This is a genomic window from Streptomyces sp. NPDC005931 (assembly GCF_042871235.1).
GTDB lineage: Bacteria > Actinomycetota > Actinomycetes > Streptomycetales > Streptomycetaceae > Streptomyces.
Map to the genome: position 1 here is coordinate 675,896 of NZ_JBIAIG010000004.1, position 19,890 is coordinate 695,785.

At 72.4% G+C, this 19,890-nt stretch carries 20 protein-coding genes; 9 read left to right on the plus strand and 11 right to left on the minus strand.

Annotated features, from left to right (window positions below):
• Positions 1 to 37 precede the first annotated feature (37 nt).
• Positions 38 to 646 carry a DUF1003 domain-containing protein gene (locus ACFYOV_RS14155; RefSeq protein WP_389086971.1) on the minus strand — a complete coding sequence of 203 codons (609 nt, stop codon included), beginning with the start codon at positions 644 to 646 and terminating at the stop codon, positions 38 to 40.
• Entirely contained in the window at positions 636 to 1,919 is a 1,284-nt protein-coding gene (locus ACFYOV_RS14160; RefSeq protein ID WP_389086974.1) for a magnesium transporter MgtE N-terminal domain-containing protein, read from the minus strand. Before ACFYOV_RS14160 ends, ACFYOV_RS14155 begins: the two co-directional genes overlap by 11 nt.
• Before the next feature lie 216 nt (positions 1,920 to 2,135).
• Between ACFYOV_RS14160 and ACFYOV_RS14165 the strand changes: the two genes are divergently transcribed.
• Positions 2,136 to 2,888: a hypothetical protein gene (locus tag ACFYOV_RS14165; protein WP_389086976.1), complete on the plus strand. Its 753-nt coding sequence runs from the start codon at positions 2,136 to 2,138 to the stop codon at positions 2,886 to 2,888.
• Between the two features lie 27 nt (positions 2,889 to 2,915).
• Here ACFYOV_RS14165 and ACFYOV_RS14170 read toward each other — a convergent pair whose 3' ends face one another.
• Both ACFYOV_RS14170 and ACFYOV_RS14175 read right to left on the minus strand, forming a co-directional pair.
• Positions 2,916 to 3,431, minus strand: coding sequence for a hypothetical protein (locus tag ACFYOV_RS14170; RefSeq protein ID WP_389086979.1), 516 nt, complete (start codon positions 3,429 to 3,431; stop codon positions 2,916 to 2,918).
• A 24-nt stretch (positions 3,432 to 3,455) separates the two neighbouring features.
• Complete coding sequence (locus ACFYOV_RS14175) at positions 3,456 to 4,571, minus strand: magnesium and cobalt transport protein CorA (RefSeq protein ID WP_389086981.1); 1,116 nt, start codon at positions 4,569 to 4,571, stop codon at positions 3,456 to 3,458.
• A 501-nt stretch (positions 4,572 to 5,072) separates the two neighbouring features.
• Between ACFYOV_RS14175 and ACFYOV_RS14180 the strand changes: the two genes are divergently transcribed.
• From ACFYOV_RS14180 to ACFYOV_RS14195, 4 genes are all read left to right on the plus strand, one after another.
• Positions 5,073 to 5,657, plus strand: a complete 585-nt coding sequence (locus ACFYOV_RS14180; protein WP_389086984.1) for a suppressor of fused domain protein — start codon at positions 5,073 to 5,075, stop codon at positions 5,655 to 5,657.
• A gap of 118 nt (positions 5,658 to 5,775) precedes the next feature.
• On the plus strand, positions 5,776 to 6,417 hold the full coding sequence (locus tag ACFYOV_RS14185) for a DUF6758 family protein (RefSeq protein WP_389086986.1): 642 nt from the start codon (positions 5,776 to 5,778) through the stop codon (positions 6,415 to 6,417).
• A 164-nt stretch (positions 6,418 to 6,581) separates the two neighbouring features.
• Positions 6,582 to 7,439 (plus strand): PHP domain-containing protein, encoded by an 858-nt coding sequence (locus ACFYOV_RS14190; protein WP_389086989.1) that lies wholly within the window; start codon positions 6,582 to 6,584, stop codon positions 7,437 to 7,439.
• Between the two features lie 44 nt (positions 7,440 to 7,483).
• Positions 7,484 to 8,089, plus strand: a complete 606-nt coding sequence (locus ACFYOV_RS14195; RefSeq protein ID WP_389086991.1) for a MarC family protein — start codon at positions 7,484 to 7,486, stop codon at positions 8,087 to 8,089.
• 107 nt (positions 8,090 to 8,196) lie between these two features.
• On the opposite strand, the gene ACFYOV_RS14200 is transcribed toward ACFYOV_RS14195, so the two are convergent.
• The gene (locus ACFYOV_RS14200) at positions 8,197 to 8,349 is read right to left on the minus strand and encodes a hypothetical protein (RefSeq protein WP_389086994.1); all 153 of its coding nucleotides are present in this window, start codon (positions 8,347 to 8,349) and stop codon (positions 8,197 to 8,199) included.
• A gap of 228 nt (positions 8,350 to 8,577) precedes the next feature.
• Here ACFYOV_RS14200 and ACFYOV_RS14205 point away from each other — a divergent pair, with 228 nt between their 5' ends.
• Entirely contained in the window at positions 8,578 to 9,468 is an 891-nt protein-coding gene (locus ACFYOV_RS14205) for an NYN domain-containing protein (RefSeq protein ID WP_389086996.1), read from the plus strand.
• Here ACFYOV_RS14205 and ACFYOV_RS14210 read toward each other — a convergent pair.
• Together ACFYOV_RS14210 and ACFYOV_RS14215 are read right to left on the minus strand one after the other, a co-directional pair.
• Positions 9,465 to 10,376 carry an alpha/beta fold hydrolase gene (locus tag ACFYOV_RS14210; protein ID WP_389086999.1) on the minus strand — a complete coding sequence of 304 codons (912 nt, stop codon included), beginning with the start codon at positions 10,374 to 10,376 and terminating at the stop codon, positions 9,465 to 9,467. The two genes, ACFYOV_RS14205 and ACFYOV_RS14210, sit on opposite strands and share 4 nt — an antisense overlap.
• 139 nt (positions 10,377 to 10,515) lie before the next feature.
• The gene (locus ACFYOV_RS14215; protein WP_389087001.1) at positions 10,516 to 13,107 is read right to left on the minus strand and encodes a DEAD/DEAH box helicase; all 2,592 of its coding nucleotides are present in this window, start codon (positions 13,105 to 13,107) and stop codon (positions 10,516 to 10,518) included.
• A gap of 481 nt (positions 13,108 to 13,588) precedes the next feature.
• Here ACFYOV_RS14215 and ACFYOV_RS14220 point away from each other — a divergent pair, with 481 nt between their 5' ends.
• Positions 13,589 to 14,344, plus strand: coding sequence for a ferritin-like domain-containing protein (locus tag ACFYOV_RS14220; RefSeq protein ID WP_389087004.1), 756 nt, complete (start codon positions 13,589 to 13,591; stop codon positions 14,342 to 14,344).
• 151 nt (positions 14,345 to 14,495) lie between these two features.
• Here ACFYOV_RS14220 and ACFYOV_RS14225 read toward each other — a convergent pair whose 3' ends face one another.
• The 4 genes from ACFYOV_RS14225 to ACFYOV_RS14240 form a co-directional block, all read right to left on the minus strand.
• Entirely contained in the window at positions 14,496 to 14,765 is a 270-nt protein-coding gene (locus tag ACFYOV_RS14225) for a hypothetical protein (RefSeq protein ID WP_389087006.1), read from the minus strand.
• 275 nt (positions 14,766 to 15,040) lie between these two features.
• Positions 15,041 to 15,268, minus strand: coding sequence for a DUF3107 domain-containing protein (locus ACFYOV_RS14230; RefSeq protein ID WP_019522837.1), 228 nt, complete (start codon positions 15,266 to 15,268; stop codon positions 15,041 to 15,043).
• 155 nt (positions 15,269 to 15,423) lie between these two features.
• On the minus strand, positions 15,424 to 16,068 hold the full coding sequence (locus ACFYOV_RS14235) for a TetR/AcrR family transcriptional regulator (RefSeq protein WP_389087008.1): 645 nt from the start codon (positions 16,066 to 16,068) through the stop codon (positions 15,424 to 15,426).
• A gap of 198 nt (positions 16,069 to 16,266) precedes the next feature.
• Positions 16,267 to 16,491 (minus strand): hypothetical protein, encoded by a 225-nt coding sequence (locus tag ACFYOV_RS14240; protein ID WP_389087011.1) that lies wholly within the window; start codon positions 16,489 to 16,491, stop codon positions 16,267 to 16,269.
• Between the two features lie 217 nt (positions 16,492 to 16,708).
• Between ACFYOV_RS14240 and ACFYOV_RS14245 the strand changes: the two genes are divergently transcribed.
• The gene (locus tag ACFYOV_RS14245) at positions 16,709 to 17,782 is read left to right on the plus strand and encodes an alpha/beta fold hydrolase (protein ID WP_389087013.1); all 1,074 of its coding nucleotides are present in this window, start codon (positions 16,709 to 16,711) and stop codon (positions 17,780 to 17,782) included.
• Positions 17,783 to 17,790: 8 nt separating this feature from the next.
• Complete coding sequence (locus tag ACFYOV_RS14250; RefSeq protein WP_389087016.1) at positions 17,791 to 19,590, plus strand: DUF3152 domain-containing protein; 1,800 nt, start codon at positions 17,791 to 17,793, stop codon at positions 19,588 to 19,590.
• Positions 19,591 to 19,890: the final 300 nt, after the last annotated feature.

Below are 19,890 nucleotides of genomic sequence, written 5' to 3' on the forward strand. Positions count from 1 at the left end.
GATGGTACGGCGCCCGGTATACCCCCCGGTAAGTCCGTCAGTGGTCTTCTGCGTCACGTCCCGGTGGCCGTTCCGCCCGCATGGCCGGGAATGTGCCGTGATGTTCCCGGTGTCCGTTCCCGTGTTCGTCGAGTTCCTTGATGAGGTCCTGGAGCTCAGAGCGGATCCAGTCCCGGGTCGCGACCTCCCCGAGCCCGATGCGCAGCGCGGCCACCTCCCGGGTCAGGTACTCGGTGTCCGCGATCGACCGCTCGTTCTGCTTGCGGTCCTGCTCCAGATTGACCCGGTCCCGGTCGTCCTGCCGGTTCTGCGCGAGAAGGATCAGCGGGGCCGCGTAGGACGCCTGGAGGGACAGCATCAGGGTCAGGAAGATGAACGGGTACTCGTCGAACCGCAGCCCCCGCGGCGCGGAGACGTTCCACACCACCCACAGGATGATGACGATCGTCATCCAGACGATGAACCGCCCGGTGCCCAGGAAGCGCGCGATGCGCTCCGACAGCCGTCCGAAGGCCTCCGGGTCCCACTCCGGCAGCAGCCGCCGCCGGGCGGGGCGCGGCTGGTCCAGCCGGGGGGCGCGCGGCCGGCCCGCGGCCGTGGCGCCCGACGGCACGCGCTCGCGCACGCCCTCACGCTCAGGAGCCATCGGCCGGCACCTCCTGGTCGAGGTGGAACTCGGTCTCGCGCCAGTCGTCGGGCAGCATGTGGTCCAGCACGTCGTCCACGGTGACCGCGCCCAGCAGTGAACCCGCCTCGTCGACCACGGGTGCCGCCACCATGTCGTACGTGGCGAAGAACCCGGCCACCACCGGCAGCGCGGCGTCCGGCTCCAGCGGTTGGAGGTCGTCGTCGAGGATCGAGCCCACCAGCGTGTACGGGGGGTCGCGCAGCAGCCGCTGGAAGTGCACCGTGCCCAGGTACTTGCCGGTCGGCGTCTCCTCCGGCGGGCGGCAGACGTAGATCTGGGCGGCGTGCGCCGGGGACAGGTCGGGGTTGCGGATCCGGGCGAGCGCGTCGGCGACGGTCGCGTCGGGCCGCAGCACGATCGGCTCGGTCGTCATCAGACCGCCCGCGGTGTGCTCCTCGTACGACATCAGGCGCCGCATGTCGGCCGCGTCCCCGGGCTGCATCAGGCTCAGCAGCCGCTCCTTGTCCTCCTCCGGGAGCTCGGCGAGCAGGTCGGCCGCGTCGTCCGGGTCCATGGCCTCCAGGACGTCGGCGGCGCGCTCCTCCTTCAGCTTGCCGAGGATCTCGATCTGGTCGTCCTCGGGCAGCTCCTCGAGCACGTCGGCCAGGCGGTCGTCGTCGAGGGCGGCGGCCACCTCGGCGCGGCGCTTGGCGGACAGGTGGTGCAGGACGTTGGCCAGGTCGGCGGGGCGCAGCTGCTCGAAGGTGGCGAGCAGGTTCTCGGCGCCCTGCCCGTGCTCCTCCAGCGAGAAGCCGGTGACCGCGCTCCACTCGACGGTCAGCGTCTCGCCCCTGCTGCGCCGGAACGCCCCGCTCTTCCTGCCCTTGCGTACGAAGACGCGGTCGATCTCCCACTCGCGGCGGGCCGGCAGCTGATGCACCGACAGGTCGAGGACGGTGACCTCCTCGCCGCTCTCCACCAGCGTCACCCGCCGGTCCAGCAGTTCGCCGAAGACGAGCCGTTCGGTGGGCCGCTGCTCGAAGCGCCGGACGTTGAGCACACCAGTGGTGATGACCTGGCCGGACTGCACGGCGGTCACCCGGGTCATGGGCAGGAAGATGCGGCGCCGGGTGGCGAGTTCGACCACCAGGCCGAGCAGCCTGGGCGGGCGTCGGCCGACCCGCAGCATGACGACCAGATCGCGCACCCGCCCCACCTGGTCGCCGGCCGGATCGAACACGGCGACACCGGAGAGGTGCGAGACGAAGAACCGGGGGGCGCCCGCTGCCATGGCGGCGGCTCCTTTGCGTGCGGGGTGTGTCGTTGCGTCGTACTGCCTGCTGCGTTTGTTTTCCGGATTGCCCGCTCGGGTGGGGTTCAGGCTAGCCCGTCCCGTTCGGCCCTGCTCTTGCGGCGGCACCGGACGGTCGGGGTCCGCCCACCGCCCATGGCCCCGGTACCCTGCGGTACGCCGTTCAGGTCCCCCGTCAGAGAGGCAGCCCCACCTGTGATTCCGATCTCCCAGGGCCGTACCCGCAGGGCCGCGCTGGTGAGCGCCGTGTGGGCACTGATCGTGACGGGGACGGGGCTCACCGGGTGCTCCGAGGATCCGAACGAGGGCACCAACGGCGTCGGCCGGCTTCCCGCCGACCAGATCCAGCGGAAGGCGCAGAAGGCGGCCGCATCCGTCGACACGGTCCGGCTGCACGGCACGGTGGCCGCCGGGGGCCGCACGTACACGCTCGACATGCGGCTGAAGTCCGAGGGCGCCGTCGGGTCGGTCACCGCCCGCGGGGAGACGTTCCGCCTGCTGCGGATCGACGACGAGCTGTTCCTCAAGGCCGGTGCCGAGTTCTGGGGTCACGAGGACGGCCAGGGCGACGGCACGGCGGACGCGGCGGCGGCCGGCAAGCTCGCCGAGAAGTACGTGAAGGTGCCCGAGAGCGACCCCGCGTACAAGAAGTTCAACGGTTTCACGGACAAGGACGTCCTCCTCGACGGTCTGCTGACGCTGCACGGCACCCTGGCCACGGACGGCCACCACAAGCAGGCGGGCGTCCGCACCATCCGCATCACCGGCGACAAGGGCTCCGGCGGCACGCTCGACGTCGCTCTCGAGGGCACGCCGTACCCGCTGCGCCTGGTGCGGGCGGGCAAGGCGGGCACCCTCACGTTCTCGGCGTGGGGCGACGACTTCCCCCTGGAGAAGCCGGCCAAGGACGAGACCCTGGACTACGGCCAGCAGCTCCCGGCCTCCTAGCAGGGTCCGGGAGCCCTGTCCGGGTCGCTAGCCCCGCCGGCGCTTCCGCTTCAGCAGCAACCGGGGGAGCCCGGCCGGGATCGGCCGGCGGGTCGTGGCCGGGGTCGGCAGCGGGGCCTCGGCCAGGGAGCCGTCGGGCAGGGGCGCCGTACCGCCCGTCGGCTCCAGCCGCAGGACCCGGCACTCGCGGGCCCAGCGCTCCGTCATGGCCTCGCCGTCGGGGGCGTTCAGCCGCTTGCCCTTCAGTTCGGCGACCGTCGCCTGCCATTCCTCGGACCCGGCGGCCAGTTCCACCACCCGTGCGGTCCAGGAGACCAGCCGGCCGCCCTTGTCCTTGCTGCGCACGGTCACCGCCGCCTCGGCGCCGTCGGTCAGTCCGGGCAGCGGCTGTTCCCCGGTGCCGTCGCCGACGACGCACGCGGCACCCTCGTGCCACACGTGCCACAGCGCACGGGCCGGGACGCCGGGTCCCCTGACCCAGACGAGGCCGGACTTCTTGGTGGCCTCCTCGATGAGGGCCCGGTCGAGCAGCTCGCTTGTCATGTGCCCAGCCTATCCAGGGGCCCCTCAGAGCCAGCCGTTGCGCTTGAGGGTGCGGTGGATGCCCAGACAGATGGCCACCGTGATCCCGAGGACCAGCGGATAGCCGTACTTCCAGTGGGTCTCGGGCATGTAGTCGAAGTTCATGCCGTACACCCCGCACACCATCGTCGGCACGGCGATGATCGCGGCCCACGAGGTGATCTTGCGCATGTCCTCGTTCTGCGCGACGGACGCCTGCGCCAGATTGGCCTGGAGGATGGAGTTCAGCAGCTCGTCGAAGCCGACGACCTGCTCCTGCACGCGGGCGAGGTGGTCGGCGACGTCGCGGAAGTACTTCTGGATGTCCGGGTCGACCAGCCGCATCGGCCGCTCGCTCAGCAGCTGCATGGGCCGCAGCAGCGGCGACACCGCGCGCTTGAACTCCAGCACCTCGCGCTTGAGTTGGTAGATCCGGCCGGCGTCAGTGCCGCGCGGCGTGCCCTTGCGGCCCGGCGAGAACACCTCCGTCTCGACCTCGTCGATGTCGTCCTGCACCGCGTGGGCGACCGCGATGTAGCCGTCGACGACGTGGTCGGCGATGGCGTGGAGCACCGCCGAGGGGCCCTTGGCCAGCAGCTCCGGGTCGTCCTGGAGCCGGTGGCGCAGCGCCCGCAGCGAGCCCTGGCCGCCGTGCCGGACGGTGATGAAGAAGTCCCGGCCGGTGAAGCACATCACCTCGCCGGTCTCCACCACCTCGCTGCTGGAGTTGAGCCGGTCGTGGTCGAGGTAGTGGATGGTCTTGAAGACCGTGAACAGCGAGTCGTCGTAGCGCTCGAGCTTGGGCCGCTGGTGGGCCTGGACGGCGTCCTCGACGGCCAGCGGGTGCAGCCCGAACTCCCGGGCGATCCCGGCGAATTCGGCCTCCGTCGGCTCGTGCAGACCGATCCACACGAAGCCCCCGTCGCGGCGCACCAGACGCATCGCCTCCTGCGGGCTCAGCGGCCCCTCCGTGTCCACGCGGCGGCCGTCGCGGTAGACGGCGCAGTCGACCACGGCGGTGGTCGTCGCGGGGTCGCGCGTGGTGTCGTACGGGCCGCTTTCCTTGCGCAGCGAGACGCGGGAGGGACGGACCACGGCGCGCAGGTCGCGGATCATCGACATGGCGGGCTCCTTCGCAGACGGGCAACGAAAGGCGCCGGTACGACGGGTGGAACCACCCGGAATGAGGACGTCCTGACTGCGGATGTTTGGCACGTCCACAAAGCGGGGAGCACCGCACCGTCGCGGTGGCGGGCTTCGTCGCTGATACAGCTACTGGGGCAGATCAGGCAGAACGAAACGAAGTGCTCTTCCGATGAAGACGCGAATGCGAGAGGCGGCAGCCAGAGAAAGAAGCGGCTACATCAGCGGGCGGAAGAGCGCGTGGTACTGCACGGTCGACTTCGGTCCATGCCAGTCCCACCTCCTCCGGCCGGTCCCTCGTGAGGGACGATCCACGATCCCCGTGGGGGATTCCCCCGTAGGACGGGGAGAGTCACATCGGCGTCGGGGCTTGAACCGAACGCTTCTGCGTGCTGCCCCGAACCACCGGCCCAGAGTATCAGCCGGCCGGTGTGTCAAGGCGCTGCTTTGCCCGGTACTGACGAGTTCTATGCTCGCCGCATGGCAGATGTTCTTCCTCTGGTGGAAGCCCGGTTGCGGATGGCGCTGGGCGAGCCGGACGCGCGGGCGGCGGTCACCTTCCTGGGCACGGACCGCATCGAGGTGCTGCGCTTCCGCGAGGACGACGTCCTGCGCTACGCCACGCTCGGCATGTCCGCACAGCCCATGACCGACCCGACCGCCGTGGTCGCCGACCCGGTCAGGGGTCCGCGCATCGAGCTGGTCCTGTCGGTCCGGGCGGGCTCCGCCGACACCGACAAGGTGCTCCGGCCGCTCGCCGTGCTGGCCGCTTCGCCGCAGGTCGAGGGCGTGGTCGTGGCGCCCGGTGCCTCCCTCGACGTGGGGGAGCCGCTGTGGCCCGGCGCCCCGTTCACCTCGGTGCTGGTCGCCGAACCGGGCGGTCTGGTCGAGGACCTGGAGCTCGACGCGCCTCTGGACCCCGTGCGGTTCCTGCCCCTGCTGCCCATGACGCCGAACGAGGCCGCCTGGAAGCGCGTGCACGGCGCCCAGGCCCTCCAGGAACGCTGGCTGTCGCAGGGCACGGACCTGAGGGATCCCGCCCGCAGGTCCGTCCCGTTGGAGTGAGCAAGCTCACCCGCGCGCAGTCCGCCGCGAGGGGGACCCGGGAATTCGCGCGGCCGGTTCCGTCCGGACGGGTGATCGTCCTTGACGTGACGCGGCAGGGGTAGGACCGTGGGGCTCTATGAGGGGCGAACCCAGTTGCCCGAAGTGTGGTGGCCGGGTCAGGGCTCCCGGCCTCTTCTCCGATGCGTGGCAGTGCGATGTGCACGGCACCGTGCACCCGCTCCAGCCCGTGATACCGCCGAGCGTCGAGGCCCTCGACGTGGTCGTGCACCGCACCGAGGTGCCGGTGTGGATGCCGTGGCCGCTGCCCGTGGGCTGGTTGTTCACCGGAGTGGCCAGCGCCGGTGACGACCGCAGCGGAGGCCGTGCCACCGCCGTCGCGTGCACCGGACCCGGGCCGCTCGGCGGCATGGGGGAGCTCGTCCTGGTGGCCGAGGAACTCGGCGTCGGCCTCGGGGCCCGCTACGCCGGCATCGACGGTCCGGACCCGGGTCCGTACATGGACGTCGACAAACCGGCCCAGGCCAAGGTGCTCGCCGCCGGCCGTCCGACCCCGCTCTGGCACGTCGCCAAGACGCCGGACGACCGCGCCGTCTTCGCGGGCGAGGCGCTCGGCATGTGGCTGTGGGCGGTGGTGTGGCCGGAGCAGTCCGGGCTGCTGCTGTACGACGAACTGGTCCTCACCGACCTGCGCGACGCGGGCGCCGAGCTGGAACTGGTGCCGTGCGGGGCGCTCTCGCCCAGGCTGCTGGAGGCGTAGCCGGTCCCGTCGGCCGGGCTCAGGTGGGGTGCCCGTGGGGTGCGGGCGGTTCACACGGGGGGTGTAGGGGGCGCACCGTGGGTTCGGGTGTGACAGACGCTGGCGAAAATCCGGTTATCCTGAAGCGTCCCGGTCCGCCCGTCACCCGCTTGGAGTAACGCGTCGTGCGTATCGACCTGCACACCCACTCCACCGCGTCCGACGGCACGGACACGCCCGCGGAGCTGGTCCGCAAGGCCGCCTCCGCCGGGCTCGACGTGGTCGCCCTGACCGACCACGACACCACCCGGGGGCACGCCGAGGCGCTGGCCGTCCTGCCCGCCGGGCTCACCCTGGTCACCGGCGCCGAGCTCTCGTGCCGCCTCGACGGCGTCAGCATGCACATGCTGGCCTACCTCTTCGACCCCGAGGAGCCGGCCCTGCTCGCCGAGCGCGAGCTGGTCAGGGACGACCGGGTGCCGCGCGCCCAGGCCGTGATCGCCAAGCTGAACGCGCTGGGCGTCCCCCTCACCTGGGAGCAGGTCGCGAGGATCGCCGGCGACGGCTCGGTGGGGCGGCCGCACGTCGCCACGGCCCTGGTGGAGCTGGGTGTCGTGCCGACGGTGAATGACGCCTTCACGCCGGAGTGGCTGGCCGACGGCGGCCGTGCGTACGTGGAGAAGCACGAGACCGACCCCTTCCAGGCGCTCCGGCTGATCAAGGGTGCGGGCGGCGTCGCCGTGTTCGCCCACCCGGCCGCGAGCAAGCGGGGCCGGACCGTGCCGGAGTCGGCGATCGCCGAGCTGGCCGAGGCCGGGCTCGACGGCCTGGAGGTCGACCACATGGACCACGACCCCGACACCCGGGCGCGGCTGCGCGGCCTGGCCAAGGAGCTGGGGCTCCTGGTGACCGGGTCCAGCGACTACCACGGCAGCCGCAAGACCTGCGTGCTCGGCGAGTTCATGACGGACCCCGAGGTGTACGGCGAGATCACGCGGCGCGCGACCGGGGCGTTCCCGGTGCCGGGGACCGGCGGAGTCTGAGGCCCGCCCCCGCCGTCCTCACTTCGTTCCTCAGCAAGGCGCTCATGTTCGACCTCGCCGTCTTCGGCTCTCTCTTCCTGACCCTTTTCGTCATCATGGATCCCCCCGGGATCACCCCGACCTTCCTCGCCCTGACCGCCGGCCGTCCGGGTAAGGTGCAGAAGCGGATGGCCTTCCAGGCCGTCTGTGTGGCCGGTGGCGTCATCGCCGTCTTCGGGCTCCTCGGCCACCAGATCCTGAACTACCTGCACGTGTCCGTGCCCGCGCTGATGATCGCGGGCGGGCTGCTGCTCCTGCTGATCGCCCTCGACCTGCTCACCGGCAAGACGGACGAGCCGCAGCAGACCAAGGACGTCAACGTCGCCCTGGTGCCGCTCGGCATGCCGCTGCTCGCGGGGCCCGGTGCGATCGTGTCGGTGATCCTGGCCGTGCAGAAGGCGGACAGCGTCGCCACGCAGGTCTCGGTGTGGTCGGCGATCCTCGCCATCCACGTCGTGCTGTGGCTGGTGATGCGCTACTCGCTGCTGATCATCCGGATCATCAAGGACGGCGGGGTGGTCCTGGTGACGCGCCTGGCGGGCATGATGCTCTCCGCGATCGCCGTGCAGCAGATCATCAACGGGGTCACCCAGGTCGTCCGGGGCGCCTGACCTCGCGCCCGGACGCGCACCAAGCCCCCGCACCTAAGGAACCGGTACGGGGGCTTTTCCCAAGCATGCGAAAGGGGACCCGGTACCGGTCCCGGCGCGGTACGGCGTTACGAGGCCGTGGTGGCGGCCGGGCGGATCCACAGGCGCTGTCCGATGGAGGCGGCCTGCTGAACGATGCGGTTGACGGAGGCGGCGTCCACGACGGTGGTGTCCACGGGCGTGCCGTCGACATCGTCGAGTCGCATGATTTCGAAGCGCATGGGGCTTCTCCCTTCGTCTGGTCATCCTCCTGAAGGAGAACTACTCGGCGGACGGCCCACGGGCCGGTCGGGCCCGCGTTCCATACGTGTGCAACGAGCTGCGCGGTACAAACATTCCCTACGCTAAGGAAATTTTTCGATCGACTAAATACTGACCGGTAAGTGTTTGCAGGAAGACCGCATGGGACCGGTTGTGTCCGTAGTGTGACCGCCGGGACAATGGAGTCGATGAACGACGACCTCCCGGCGCTCGCCGCCCGCATCGACCGCACGAACGAGCTGCTCCAGCGCATGCTCGCCGAGGTCGCCAAGACTCCCTCCACGCACGCGATCTTCGTCGACGCCGGCTACCTCTACGCGGCGGCGGGCCGGCTCGTGGCCGGGACCGAGGACCGCAGGGCCTTCGACCTCGACGCCGAGGGGCTCATCGACGCGCTGATCGACCGGGCCCGCACCGTCTTCGCCGACAGCCGGCTGCTGCGCGTCTACTGGTACGACGGCGCCCGGCGCCGCATCCACACGGCGGAGCAGCAGTCCATCGCGGAACTCCCCGACGTCAAGGTCCGCCTCGGCAACCTCAACGCCAACAACCAGCAGAAGGGCGTCGACTCCCTGATCCGCTCCGACCTGGAGTCACTGGCCCGGCACCGCGCCATCAGCGACGCGGCCCTGCTGGGCGGCGACGAGGATCTGGTCTCCGCGGTCGAGGCGGCCCAGGGGTACGGCGCCCGGGTCCACCTGTGGGGCATCGAGGCGCCCGAGGGCCGCAACCAGGCCGAGCCGCTGCTGTGGGAGGTCGACAGCCAGCGCACCCTCGACCTCGACTTCTTCAAGCCCTACGTCTCCCGGCGCACCGCCGCCTTCGAGGCCACGGCCGGTCGGCCCACCCGCGAGGACGTCCGCTTCGTCGGCGCCCAGATCGCGGCGAAGTGGCTCGTCGCCCGCGGCCGGGACGCCCTGGTGGAACTGCTTCCCGGGCACCCCTACCTGCCCGGATCGGTGGACCAGGACCTCCTGGTGGAGGCGGAAGGGATGCTCCAGTACTCGTTGCGCGGCCAGGCGGACCTGCGGCGCGCCCTGCGTGACGGCTTCTGGGACCACCTGCAGACGCAGTACTAGCCGTTGGCGGCGTCGGTGCGCAGCCGGTCCCAGAAGTCGGCGAGGGCATGGGCGGTCGGGGTGGGCCGGTCGGCGTTGGGCGAGTGCTCGGCACCGGCGACGACCGTGCGGTGCGCGTCGAGCCGTACGGCCATGTCGTCGAGCGTCGTCACCGGCCAGGTGTCGTCCTGCTCACCGGACAGCACGTGGAACGGCAGGGGCACCGCGGCCAGTTCCGCCACCCGGTCCGGCTCGGAGCACAGCTGCCGCCCCGTGGCGAGCAGTTGCGCGGGCTTCGTGCTCAACCAGCGGCGCCGCAACTGCTCCTGGCCGCCTATGCCGCGCGCCGGACCGCCGACCTCCTCCGGCGGGCCCATCGCCAGGATCGCCTCCCAGCACTCCTCCATGGACATCACCGCGAGCGCGTCCCGCAGCAGTTTGACACGCTGCTCCTGGGAGGAGGAGATCCGTCCAGGACCCGAGGCGATCAGGGTGAGCGAGCGGAAGGGGGAGTGGTCCAGGAGCACCGCGGCACGGGCGATCTGGCCGCCGAGCGAGTGCCCCACGAGGTGCACGGGCCCGCACCCTAGGGCCTCGGCCTGTGCGAGCACGTCCCGCGCCAACTCCTCCTGCGCGTAGGCCGATTCGTCGTCGGGTCCGTCCGACTCGTGCTGTCCGCGAAGGTCGACGGCGGCACTGCGGTATCCGCGTGCGGCGAGCGGCCCGTGCACCAGCGCGAAGTCCTCCTTGCTCCCGGTGAACCCGGGCAGCAGCAGAGCGACTCCCTTCTCCCGGGCCGGGTCGGCCGCCGGCACGTCGACGACGGCGAAGTTCCCGCGGCAGGTGGACAGGGAGTACGCCCGTGTGCCGGGCGGCGGTGCGGGGGAGGTGGGGGAGCCGGACGTGGGGGAGGTGGGGTGGCTGGTCACGGGGTGAGACTAGCGGGCGGGGACAGGGACGTCGCTGGGCGACGTCCGGGGCACGGTCCCCCGCCCTCGCCTACGGGGGCGGATACGCCGACGGCCCGCGCCCACTGGAGGGTGGGAACGGGCCGTCGGGATCGGTCGGTCAGCCCTCCGCGGGCTCCGTGGGCTCCGTGGTGGCGGTGGCCTTGCGGGTGCGGCGGGTCTTGGGCTTGGCCTCGGTCTCCGCTGCCTCCGTGGTCACCGTCTCCGCCGGCTTCTGGGCGGCGGTGGCGGCCTTGCGGGTGCGGCGGGGCTTGGCCTCCGTGGCCTGCGCCGGGATCTCGGCGACGGTCGCGGCGACCGTGGTGGCGGCCTTGCGGGTGCGGCGGCGCGGCTTGGCGTCCGTGCCCTCGGCCGTGTCGAGCGCCGTCTCCGCCGCGTCCGTGGGCTCCGTGGTGGCGGTGGCCTTGCGGGTGCGGCGGGTCTTGGGCTTGGCCTCGGTCTCCGCTGCCTCCGTGGTCACCGTCTCCGCCGGCTTCTGGGCGGCGGTGGCGGCCTTGCGGGTGCGGCGCGGCTTGGCCTCCGTGGCCTCCGCCGTGTCGACGGCCGACTCGGCCTTGGCGGCGGCCTTCCGGGTACGCCGGGGCTTGGCCTCGACGGTCTCGACGGCCTCGGCCGACTCGGGAGCCGTCTGCGCCGGGATCTCGGCGACCGTGGTGGCGGCCCTGCGGGTGCGGCGGCGCGGCTTGGCGTCCGTGCCCTCGGCCGTGTCGAGCGCCGTCCCCACCGCGTCCGTGGGCTCCGTGGTGGCGGTGGCCTTGCGGGTGCGGCGGGTCTTGGGCTTGGCCTCGGCCTCCGCTGCCTCCGTGGTCACCGTCTCCGCCGTTCCGGCCGTCTCCGCCGGCTTCTGGGCGGCGGTGGTGGCCTTGCGGGTGCGGCGCGGCGTGGCGGCGGGCGTGGACTCCGCCGCCGGCTCCGCGGTCCCCCCGGCCGTGTCGACCGCGGTTTCGGCGGCCGTGGCCTTGCGCGTACGGGTGCGGCGGCGCGGCTCGGTGACGGCGGCCTCGGGCTCCGTGGCCACCGCGGCGTCCGCGGCCGGAGCGGTCACGGTCGCCGTGGTCTCCTCGGCCGACGGCGTGACCTCGGCCGGCCCGGCGGCCTTGCCGCGGGTGCGGCGGCGGCGCGGCTTCGCCGGGGCGGCGTCGACGGTGTCCGGGCTGTCCGGGTCCCCGGTGGTGCCTTCGGCCGTGGCCACAGCGCTCTGCGCCGCCTCGGCGGCGCTCGCCGTCGGCGTCGCGGCCTCGGCGGGGACCCCGCCGCGCATCCGGCGGCGGCGGCGCGGGGTGCGCGTGGCCGTGTCGGCCCCCGCGTCCTCCCCGCCCTCGGTCGCCGTGGGCTCGGCCGAAGCACCGCCGGTCACCGGCTGGGCCGTCTCGTCCAGCGGCGTACCCCCGCGCGTACGGCGGCGACGGCGCGGCGTACGGGTCGGGCGCTCGCTGTCGGCGGAGCGGGACTCGTCCCGGCCGCCGCCGCGTCCACCGCGTCCGCGCGGGCCGCGCCCGCCCGGCTCGCCCAGGTCCTCCAGCTCCTCCGCGTCGAGTCCGGCGCGGGTGCGCTCGGAGCGCGGCAGGACGCCCTTCGTGCCCTCCGGGATACCGAGGTCGCCGAAGAGGTGCGGGGAGGTGGAGTACGTCTCCGGCGGGTCGCCGAAGCCCAGGTCCAGGGCCTTGTTGATCAGCTGCCAGCGCGGGATGTCGTCCCAGTCGACCAGCGTGATCGCCGTACCCTTCGCGCCCGCGCGGCCCGTACGGCCGATGCGGTGCAGGTACGTCTTCTCCTCTTCCGGCGACTGGTAGTTGATGACGTGGGTCACACCCTCGACGTCGATGCCGCGGGCGGCGACGTCGGTGCACACGAGCACGTCCACCTTGCCGTTGCGGAAGGCGCGCAGCGCCTGCTCGCGGGCGCCCTGCCCCAGGTCGCCGTGGACCGCGCCGGAGGCGAAGCCGCGCTGCTTGAGCTGGTCGGCGAGGTCGGCGGCGGTGCGCTTGGTGCGGCAGAAGATCATGGCCAGTCCGCGGCCCTCGGCCTGGAGGATGCGCGCGACCATCTCCGGCTTGTCCATGTTGTGCGCGCGGTAGACGAACTGCGTGGTGTTCGCGACCGTGGCGCCCTCGTCGTCCGGCGTCGTGGCGCGGATGTGCGTGGGCTGCGACATGTAGCGGCGGGCGAGCCCGATCACCGCGCCCGGCATGGTCGCCGAGAACAGCATGGTCTGGCGGCGGGCCGGAAGCAGATTGATGATCTTCTCGACGTCGGGCAGGAAGCCCAGGTCGAGCATCTCGTCGGCCTCGTCGAGGACGAGGGCCTTGACGTGGTTCAGGTTCAGCTTCTTCTGGCCCGCGAGGTCCAGCAGCCGGCCCGGGGTGCCGACGATCACGTCGACGCCCTTCTTCAGGGCCTCCACCTGGGGCTCGTAGGCCCGGCCGCCGTAGATCGCGGTGACGCGCACATTGCGCACCTTGCCCGCGGTGAGGAGGTCGTTGGTGACCTGGGTGCACAGTTCGCGCGTGGGGACGACGACGAGCGCCTGCGGGGCGTCGGTGAGGTCCTCGGGCTTCGCGCGGCCCGCCTCCACGTCCGCGGGGACGGTCACGCGCTCGATGAGCGGAAGACCGAAGCCCAGCGTCTTGCCGGTGCCGGTCTTGGCCTGGCCGATGACGTCGGTCCCGGACAGGGCCACGGGGAGCGTCATCTCCTGGATGGGGAAGGGAGTGATGATGCCGACGGCTTCCAGGGCCTCGGCGGTCTCGGGGAGGATCCCGAGCTCTCGGAACGTCGTAGTCAGGGTGCTGCCTCTTCTGTGTGCGCGGTGCGAGGCGAGCGCGGGGGGTCGTGTAGGGACCGTGCCGGGGACGTCGGCTGCCTTACGGGCGGTGCCGTAGGGCACGGGACCACTGCCGACGCTCTAGCGCTCGTACCGCTGAGGGTTCCCTCCGATCGTCGTACGCGAAGTGCCGTACGGTCAGGGAGGGCTGTCGGGTCGGAGCCGATCGGGCCACCGACCGGGCATCCTCATACATGCGGCCTGTCGAGTACGTCAGAGTGCTCAGCAGGCGCATTACCACCATACCCCGGATTCGCGCACATGCGATGGCCGATTTGGTCACGTAGTCGTCGTCACACTGTCTGACCAGGACCTTACGACGTGGGGAGAGCGGGCTATTGTGCGCTTCATGACGAGCTCTGACAAGCCTGACCACGCCGCGGACACCCCCGACACCACCGCCGGACACACCGGCGTAGCCGCCCTGGACTGGGCGGCCGCCTCCGCCGATCCGCAGTACCGCGCCGCTGTCGTGGACCTGCTCGGTGCGCTCGCGTACGGGGAGCTCGCGGCGTTCGAGCGGCTCGCGGAGGACGCCAAACTGGCGCCCTCGCTGGCGGACAAGGCGGAGCTGGCGAAGATGGCCTCGGCCGAGTTCCACCACTTCGAGCGGCTGCGCGACCGGCTGGCCGAGATCGGCGAGGAGCCGACGCGCGCGATGGAGCCCTTCGTCGCCGCCTACGACGGCTTCCACAAGCAGACGGCGCCCTCCGACTGGCTGGAGGGGCTCGTCAAGGCCTATGTCGGCGACTCCATCGCCAGTGACTTCTACCGGGAGGTCGCGGCCCGCCTGGACTCCGACAGCCGTGACCTGATCCTTGCGGTGCTGGACGACACCGGGCACGCCACCTTCGCCGTCGAGAAGGTCCGCGCGGCGATCGACGCCGACCCGCGCGTGGGCGGACGGCTGGCGCTGTGGGCGCGGCGGTTGATGGGCGAGGCCCTGTCCCAGTCCCAGCGGGTGGTCGCGGACCGGGACGCGCTGTCCACGATGCTCGTGGGCGGTGTCGCCGACGGCTTCGACCTCGCGGAGGTCGGCAAGATGTTCTCCCGGATCACCGAGGCGCACACCAAGCGGATGGCGGCGCTGGGACTCGCGGCCTGAGAGGCGAGCGGCACGTCACCGCTCGCGCGGCACCCGGTGCCCCCGGGCGTCGTGGATCACGGGTGTCACGGCTCACGTCGTACCGTGCCCCGCGGGTCACGGGGCTCACGGCTCACGCCGGAATCACGCTCGCGCCGCCTGCGGCGACCCCTCAAGCGGTCGCCGACCGGCGGCGCAGTCTGCCCGCCGGGCGCAGCAGCAGCGACAGTGACGCCACGGAGACGATCACGGCACCGAGCAGCACCGTCGGCAGGTTCCCGGCGTCCAGGGCCGTGTGCGTGAGGAAGGCACCGAGGAGCGCTCCCGCCACGCCGGTCGGCAGCACCAGTGCACGGGCGGGCAGGCGGTGCGGCAGGCGGCGCGTCGCCGCCCACGCCAGAGCGAGGCCGAGGATCGCGGAGCTGAGCGCTTCCAAGAGCATGTCGGGGTCCCTCCCACATGGCCGGCCTGCTCACTTCGGTCCTAGCCCGTCCTACCCGTGGCCTGCGGAATGCAATCCTCCCCGGTGAGGGAGTCGTGCGCCGTCCCTCCGGTGGAGGGCCGCTTCGCAGGGCGGTCCCCGACCGGCCGCGCGTTCCCGGGGCACGACACCCTGCGGAACGAAACCTCGGGGACGGCCCGTGGACGCGGAAGGGCCCGGCGGTGTCCGCCCGCCGGGCCCTTCCCTCGTCTTCCGGCATCCGCCGGTCGCCGCGCCTACAGCGCGCCGAAGCCCACCTTGCGCGGGGCAGGCTCGCCGATCTCCACATACGCGAGGCGGTCGGCCGGGACCAGGATCTTACGGCCGTGCTCGTCCACGAGGCTCAGCAGCTGCGACTTCCCGGCCAGCGCCTCGGCCACCACGCGCTCGACCTCCTCGGCGCTCTGACCGCTCTCCAGAACGATCTCGCGGGGCGCGTGCTGCACGCCGATCTTGACCTCCACGGCTATGTCCCTCCGACGGTCAGTGAAGTGCGCGACCTTCCGCGCCGTACCAGCACACATTAGCCCGGTGAGGGGACGTACACGCTCCGCACGACCACGCCAGGAGCGAACAGCCGGCGGGAACACACCGCAGCCGGTGTTCCGCCGGTGTTCCCCTAGTGCTGCTGCTCGCTGCCGTGCAGGGGGAAGCCGGCGATGCCCCGCCAGGCCAGCGAGGTCAGCAACTGCACCGCCTGATCGCGCGGCACGCTCCGGTCGCTGTGCAGCCAGGACCGCGCCACCACCTGGGCGAGACCGCCCAGACCCGAGGCCAGCAGCATCGACTCGGCGCGGGACAGCCCGGTGTCCTCGGCGATGACGTCGCAGATCGCCTCCGCGCAGTCGTTGGTGACCTTGTCGACCCGCTCGCGCACGGCGGGCTCGTTCGTCAGGTCCGACTCGAAGACCAGGCGGAACGCGCCGCCGTCGTCCTCCACGTACGCGAAGTAGGCGTCCATGGTCGCCCGGACCCGCTGCTTGTTGTCGGTCGTCGACGCGAGTGCGTGCCGCACCGACTGGATCAGCGACTCGCAGTGCTGGTCCAGCAGCGCGAGGTAGAGGTCGAGCTTGCCCGGGAAGTGCTGGTAGAGCACCGGCTTGCTGACGCCGGCGCGCTCGGCGATGTCGTCCATCGCGGCCGCGTGGTACCCCTGCGCCACGAACACTTCCTGGGCGGCCCCCAGCAGCTGGTTCCGTCGGGCACGGCGCGGCAGGCGTGTGCCCCGCGGGCGAACCGCCTCTGTCTGCTCGATGGCTGTCACGCCGCCTCCCATAGTCGTCCACATGCGGTGTGAGCCGCGCCGCCATCGTACTTTTCGGTAACCGTGGTGTGCGCGGTGAGAGCGCAGGATTTCACGTACCGGGCGGCGGCGAAAGCGGCGCGGGGAGTTTCAAAAGGTGTCAGAGCGGGCAAGAAGCGTCCTCCCTCCTGCTCCGTGACGCCCTCCGTGGCGTCCTCGTCACCGGTAGTCGTCCTCGTCGAGTGACACGACCCTGGCCTGTTCCACGAGGTCGGCCTCGTTGGCGCGGTCGGGATCCACCCCGGTCAGCGGGTCGTCGCGGTCCGGCTTGACGTCCGCGTGCTGTTCGGCCGCGTCGACCTCTGGGGCTTCGACATCGAACTCCTCGGTCTCGCGAGCGTCCTCGTCCTCGAACGTCTCGGGATCGGTCGGGTCTACGGCCATGCTGGGCTCCCTTCCTACGAACGTCCCTGGGCATGCAGGGGCCACATGCGGGTGCCCTCTGCACGAGCCTAGGAGACACCCGATCCGGACGCTATGCGATCCGCGGCCCCGAGGTGACGCGATGTGCACCCCGGATCCGGGTGACCGAGGCCGCCGTGCCCACTGCTGTGACGGCGGACACATGAACCCCCGCGTGATCGTCTCGTAACATTGCCGCATGTCTTCGACCGAGCTGCCGTCCGTGCCGCCCGCAAACGTGCTGCCCAAGGTGGCCGCCGTCAGGGTCGCGGAGGGCGAGCGACTCCGGTCGGTCCAGATGCCGGGCGTCACGCTGTCGGTGCGGGCCCGCAAGCCCGACCGTGAGGACCTGCCGCCCGCGCTGTACATCCACGGACTCGGCGGTTCCTCGCAGAACTGGTCGGCGCTGATGCCCTTGTTGGACGACGTGGTCGACAGCGAGGCCGTCGACCTGCCGGGGTTCGGCGACTCCCCGCCCCCGGACGACGGCAACTACTCGATCACGGCGCACGCGCGAGCGGTCATCCGCTACCTCGACACCGCCCGGCGCGGTCCGGTGCACCTGTTCGGCAACTCGCTGGGCGGCGCGGTCGCCACACGTGTGGCCGCCGTGCGCCCCGACCTCGTACGGACCCTGACGCTCGTCTCCCCGGCCCTGCCGGAGCTGCGCGTGCAGCGCACCGCGGTGCCGACCGGGCTGCTGGCGGTGCCCGGGGTGGCGGCACTCTTCACCCGGATCACCCGGGAGTGGACGGCGGAGCAGCGCGTGCGCGGAGTCATGGCGCTCTGCTACGGAGACCCCGCGCGGGTGAGCCCGGACGGGTTCCGCCACGCCGTGCAGGAGATGGAGCGGCGCCTGCGCCTGCCGTACTTCTGGGACGCGATGGCGCGCTCCGCGCGGGGGCTCGTCAACGCGTACACCCTGGGTGGCCAGCAGGGGCTGTGGCGCCAGGCGGAGCGGGTGCTCGCGCCGACCCTGCTCGTCTACGGCGGCCGTGACCAGCTCGTCGGCTTCCGCATGGCCCAGCGGGCGGCTCGCGCGTTTCGGGACTCCCGACTGGTGACACTGCCGGACGCCGGGCACGTGGCCATGATGGAGTATCCCGAGACGGTGGCCCTCGCGTTCCGCGAACTCCTCGCGGACGCAACGGAATCCGTCGATCAGGGGGATACTGGGAAACCGGGCGCGCAGGGCGCCCGGGGCTCGGCCGCCGACACCGGTGCGCGCGAGGCCTTGGACGGCGGGGCCACCGCCGACAACGTGAGGGGCTGAGGCGCGACGTGGGACGCCACAGCCGCCGTGGACCCGCCCCCAAGGGCGACGGCGCGGACGCAGCCGCGGTACGGGACGGCCGGGGAGGGGAACGGGAAGCCCGCGAGGCGCGTGGGGACGGTGCGCCTGGGCCCGGAGCGGCACCCGCTGCCGGGCAGACCGGCCGACAGGCGACGGTCCCCGGGCCGCGTCCCGCCGGTGGTCCGGGGCCGTACGGAATCCCGCAGGGGACTCCCGCGTACCGCCACCCCGCCTACGACCGTCCCGGGTACGGCACTCCGCCGCACGGAACTCCGCCGCACGGGACGCCGACCGCCGGGGGGCCGACCGTTGGGGTGCCGCGTCTTCCGGAGGGCTGGCTTCCGGACGGGACACCGTCACGGGGCGTCCCGCGCATGCCGGAGGGCACGCCCCCGCGGGGAGTGCCGCGCGCGTTCGACGGCACCCCCGCGCGCGGTGTACCCCGGCTGCCGGAGGGAACCCCCGCGCACGGTGTGCCCGGGATGCCGGAGGGAACCCCCTCGCACGGTGTGCCCCGGCTGTCGGAGGGAACGCCCGCTCACGGTGTCCCGCGGCCTCCGCACGGTACCCCCGCCCGTGGCGCCCCGCAGGCCCGCGGGGGGCACCCGGAACAGCGGGAACCCGGTGGTGGCTGGGGGACGTTGACGGGACGGACGGTGGCCGGGGCCGGGTACGGCATGCCGGTCGTCGCGCCGCTGCCGCGGCAGCGGCAGGCGCCTCCCGCAGGCCCCCGCCAGGCACCCTCCGGTGGGCCGCGGCAGACGCCCTCCGGTGGGCCGCGGCAGGACTACCTCGACGCCTTCGGCGAGGACGACGACCTCTTCACGCCGCGCACCTCCGCCCCGCGCCCGCCCGCCACCGCGCACCCGGCGGACCCCTACGCCGCCGTCACCGACTGGGACTCCGCCCCCGCCACCGGCACGCCGGCGGGCGACGATGACGACGACGCACCGCCCACCGGCGCGCCCGCACAGGCGAAGGGCGGCAAGGGCCGGGCGTTCACCGGCATCGCGGCCGCCGCCGTCACCACTGTGCTGGCCGTCGTCGTGGCCGGCCAGGTCACCGACGAACGCGACGGTGCAGACGTACGGGCCCAGTCCGCCACCGACCAGGCGCGGGACGTCCGCGACTCCGCCTCGCGCGGGGACGACCGGGAGACCCCGGGGGCGCCCGGCGCCGAGATGGCGCTGAGCTACGAGCAGCGGATGGACAGCAGGTATCGGCTCAGTCCCGATCTCACCGGGTCCGGGGAGTTCGAAGCGGTGCCCGGCATCGCCAAGGGGCCGGGCACCGGGCAGAAGATCACCTACCGGGTGGACGTGGAGAAGGGACTCGGCCTCGACGCCGAGCTCTTCGCCGAGGCGGTGCACCGCACCCTCAACGACGACCGGAGCTGGGCGCACAACGGTGCCCGTACCTTCGAACGCATCCACTCCGGCCGCCCGGACTTCGTGATCACCCTGGCCAGCCCCGGCACCACTGCCGAGTGGTGTGCCAAGTCGGGCCTGGACACCACGGTGGACAACGTCTCCTGCGACTCGGCGGCCACCGAACGCGTGATGATCAACGCCTATCGCTGGGCCCAGGGCGCGGAGACGTACGGCGACGCCCTTCACGCCTACCGCCAGATGCTGATCAACCACGAGATCGGCCACCGCCTCGGCTACAACCACGTGACCTGTGACAAGGACGGCGATCTAGCCCCGGTGATGCAGCAGCAGACCAAGTTCCTGGAGTACGACGGCATCAGCTGCCGGCCCAACCCCTGGGCGTACCCGAAGAGCTGACGGGCGTACCCGAAGAGGTGACCGGCCGACCGCGGCTCACGTCGGGGCGCTGGTTCACTTCGCGGAAGCGGCTCACGCCGGGCGCGTGGTTCACCCCAGGGGCGCGCGGACCGTCGCCGACGCCGAGAGCCTGACGAGGGGTGGCTGTTCGATCTCCTAGCGCGACAAAACGCGCCCCGTGCGGGAAAGTTACGACCGTTCACCCCTTTTGGTGGGGGGGGGGGGGGGCCCCCCCCGCGCCCCCCGCAATTGCGCCAAAGGTGGGGCCGCGGCGAGGCCCCCCGCCCACCGGGGGGCCCC

What these genes read in the sequence shown, in the direction of transcription:
- ACFYOV_RS14155 (WP_389086971.1), bottom strand. Translation starts at nt 646, where the DNA reads ATGGCTCCTGAGCGTGAGGGCGTGCGCGAGCGCGTGCCGTCGGGCGCC.
- ACFYOV_RS14160 (WP_389086974.1), bottom strand. Translation starts at nt 1,919, where the DNA reads ATGGCAGCGGGCGCCCCCCGGTTCTTCGTCTCGCACCTCTCCGGTGTC.
- ACFYOV_RS14170 (WP_389086979.1), bottom strand. Translation starts at nt 3,431, where the DNA reads ATGACAAGCGAGCTGCTCGACCGGGCCCTCATCGAGGAGGCCACCAAG.
- ACFYOV_RS14175 (WP_389086981.1), bottom strand. Translation starts at nt 4,571, where the DNA reads ATGTCGATGATCCGCGACCTGCGCGCCGTGGTCCGTCCCTCCCGCGTC.
- ACFYOV_RS14180 (WP_389086984.1), top strand. Translation starts at nt 5,073, where the DNA reads ATGGCAGATGTTCTTCCTCTGGTGGAAGCCCGGTTGCGGATGGCGCTG.
- ACFYOV_RS14185 (WP_389086986.1), top strand. Translation starts at nt 5,776, where the DNA reads ATGAGGGGCGAACCCAGTTGCCCGAAGTGTGGTGGCCGGGTCAGGGCT.
- ACFYOV_RS14195 (WP_389086991.1), top strand. Translation starts at nt 7,484, where the DNA reads ATGTTCGACCTCGCCGTCTTCGGCTCTCTCTTCCTGACCCTTTTCGTC.
- ACFYOV_RS14200 (WP_389086994.1), bottom strand. Translation starts at nt 8,349, where the DNA reads ATGCGCTTCGAAATCATGCGACTCGACGATGTCGACGGCACGCCCGTG.
- ACFYOV_RS14205 (WP_389086996.1), top strand. Translation starts at nt 8,578, where the DNA reads ATGAACGACGACCTCCCGGCGCTCGCCGCCCGCATCGACCGCACGAAC.
- ACFYOV_RS14215 (WP_389087001.1), bottom strand. Translation starts at nt 13,107, where the DNA reads ATGACGCTCCCCGTGGCCCTGTCCGGGACCGACGTCATCGGCCAGGCC.
- ACFYOV_RS14220 (WP_389087004.1), top strand. Translation starts at nt 13,589, where the DNA reads ATGACGAGCTCTGACAAGCCTGACCACGCCGCGGACACCCCCGACACC.
- ACFYOV_RS14225 (WP_389087006.1), bottom strand. Translation starts at nt 14,765, where the DNA reads ATGCTCTTGGAAGCGCTCAGCTCCGCGATCCTCGGCCTCGCTCTGGCG.
- ACFYOV_RS14240 (WP_389087011.1), bottom strand. Translation starts at nt 16,491, where the DNA reads ATGGCCGTAGACCCGACCGATCCCGAGACGTTCGAGGACGAGGACGCT.
- ACFYOV_RS14245 (WP_389087013.1), top strand. Translation starts at nt 16,709, where the DNA reads ATGTCTTCGACCGAGCTGCCGTCCGTGCCGCCCGCAAACGTGCTGCCC.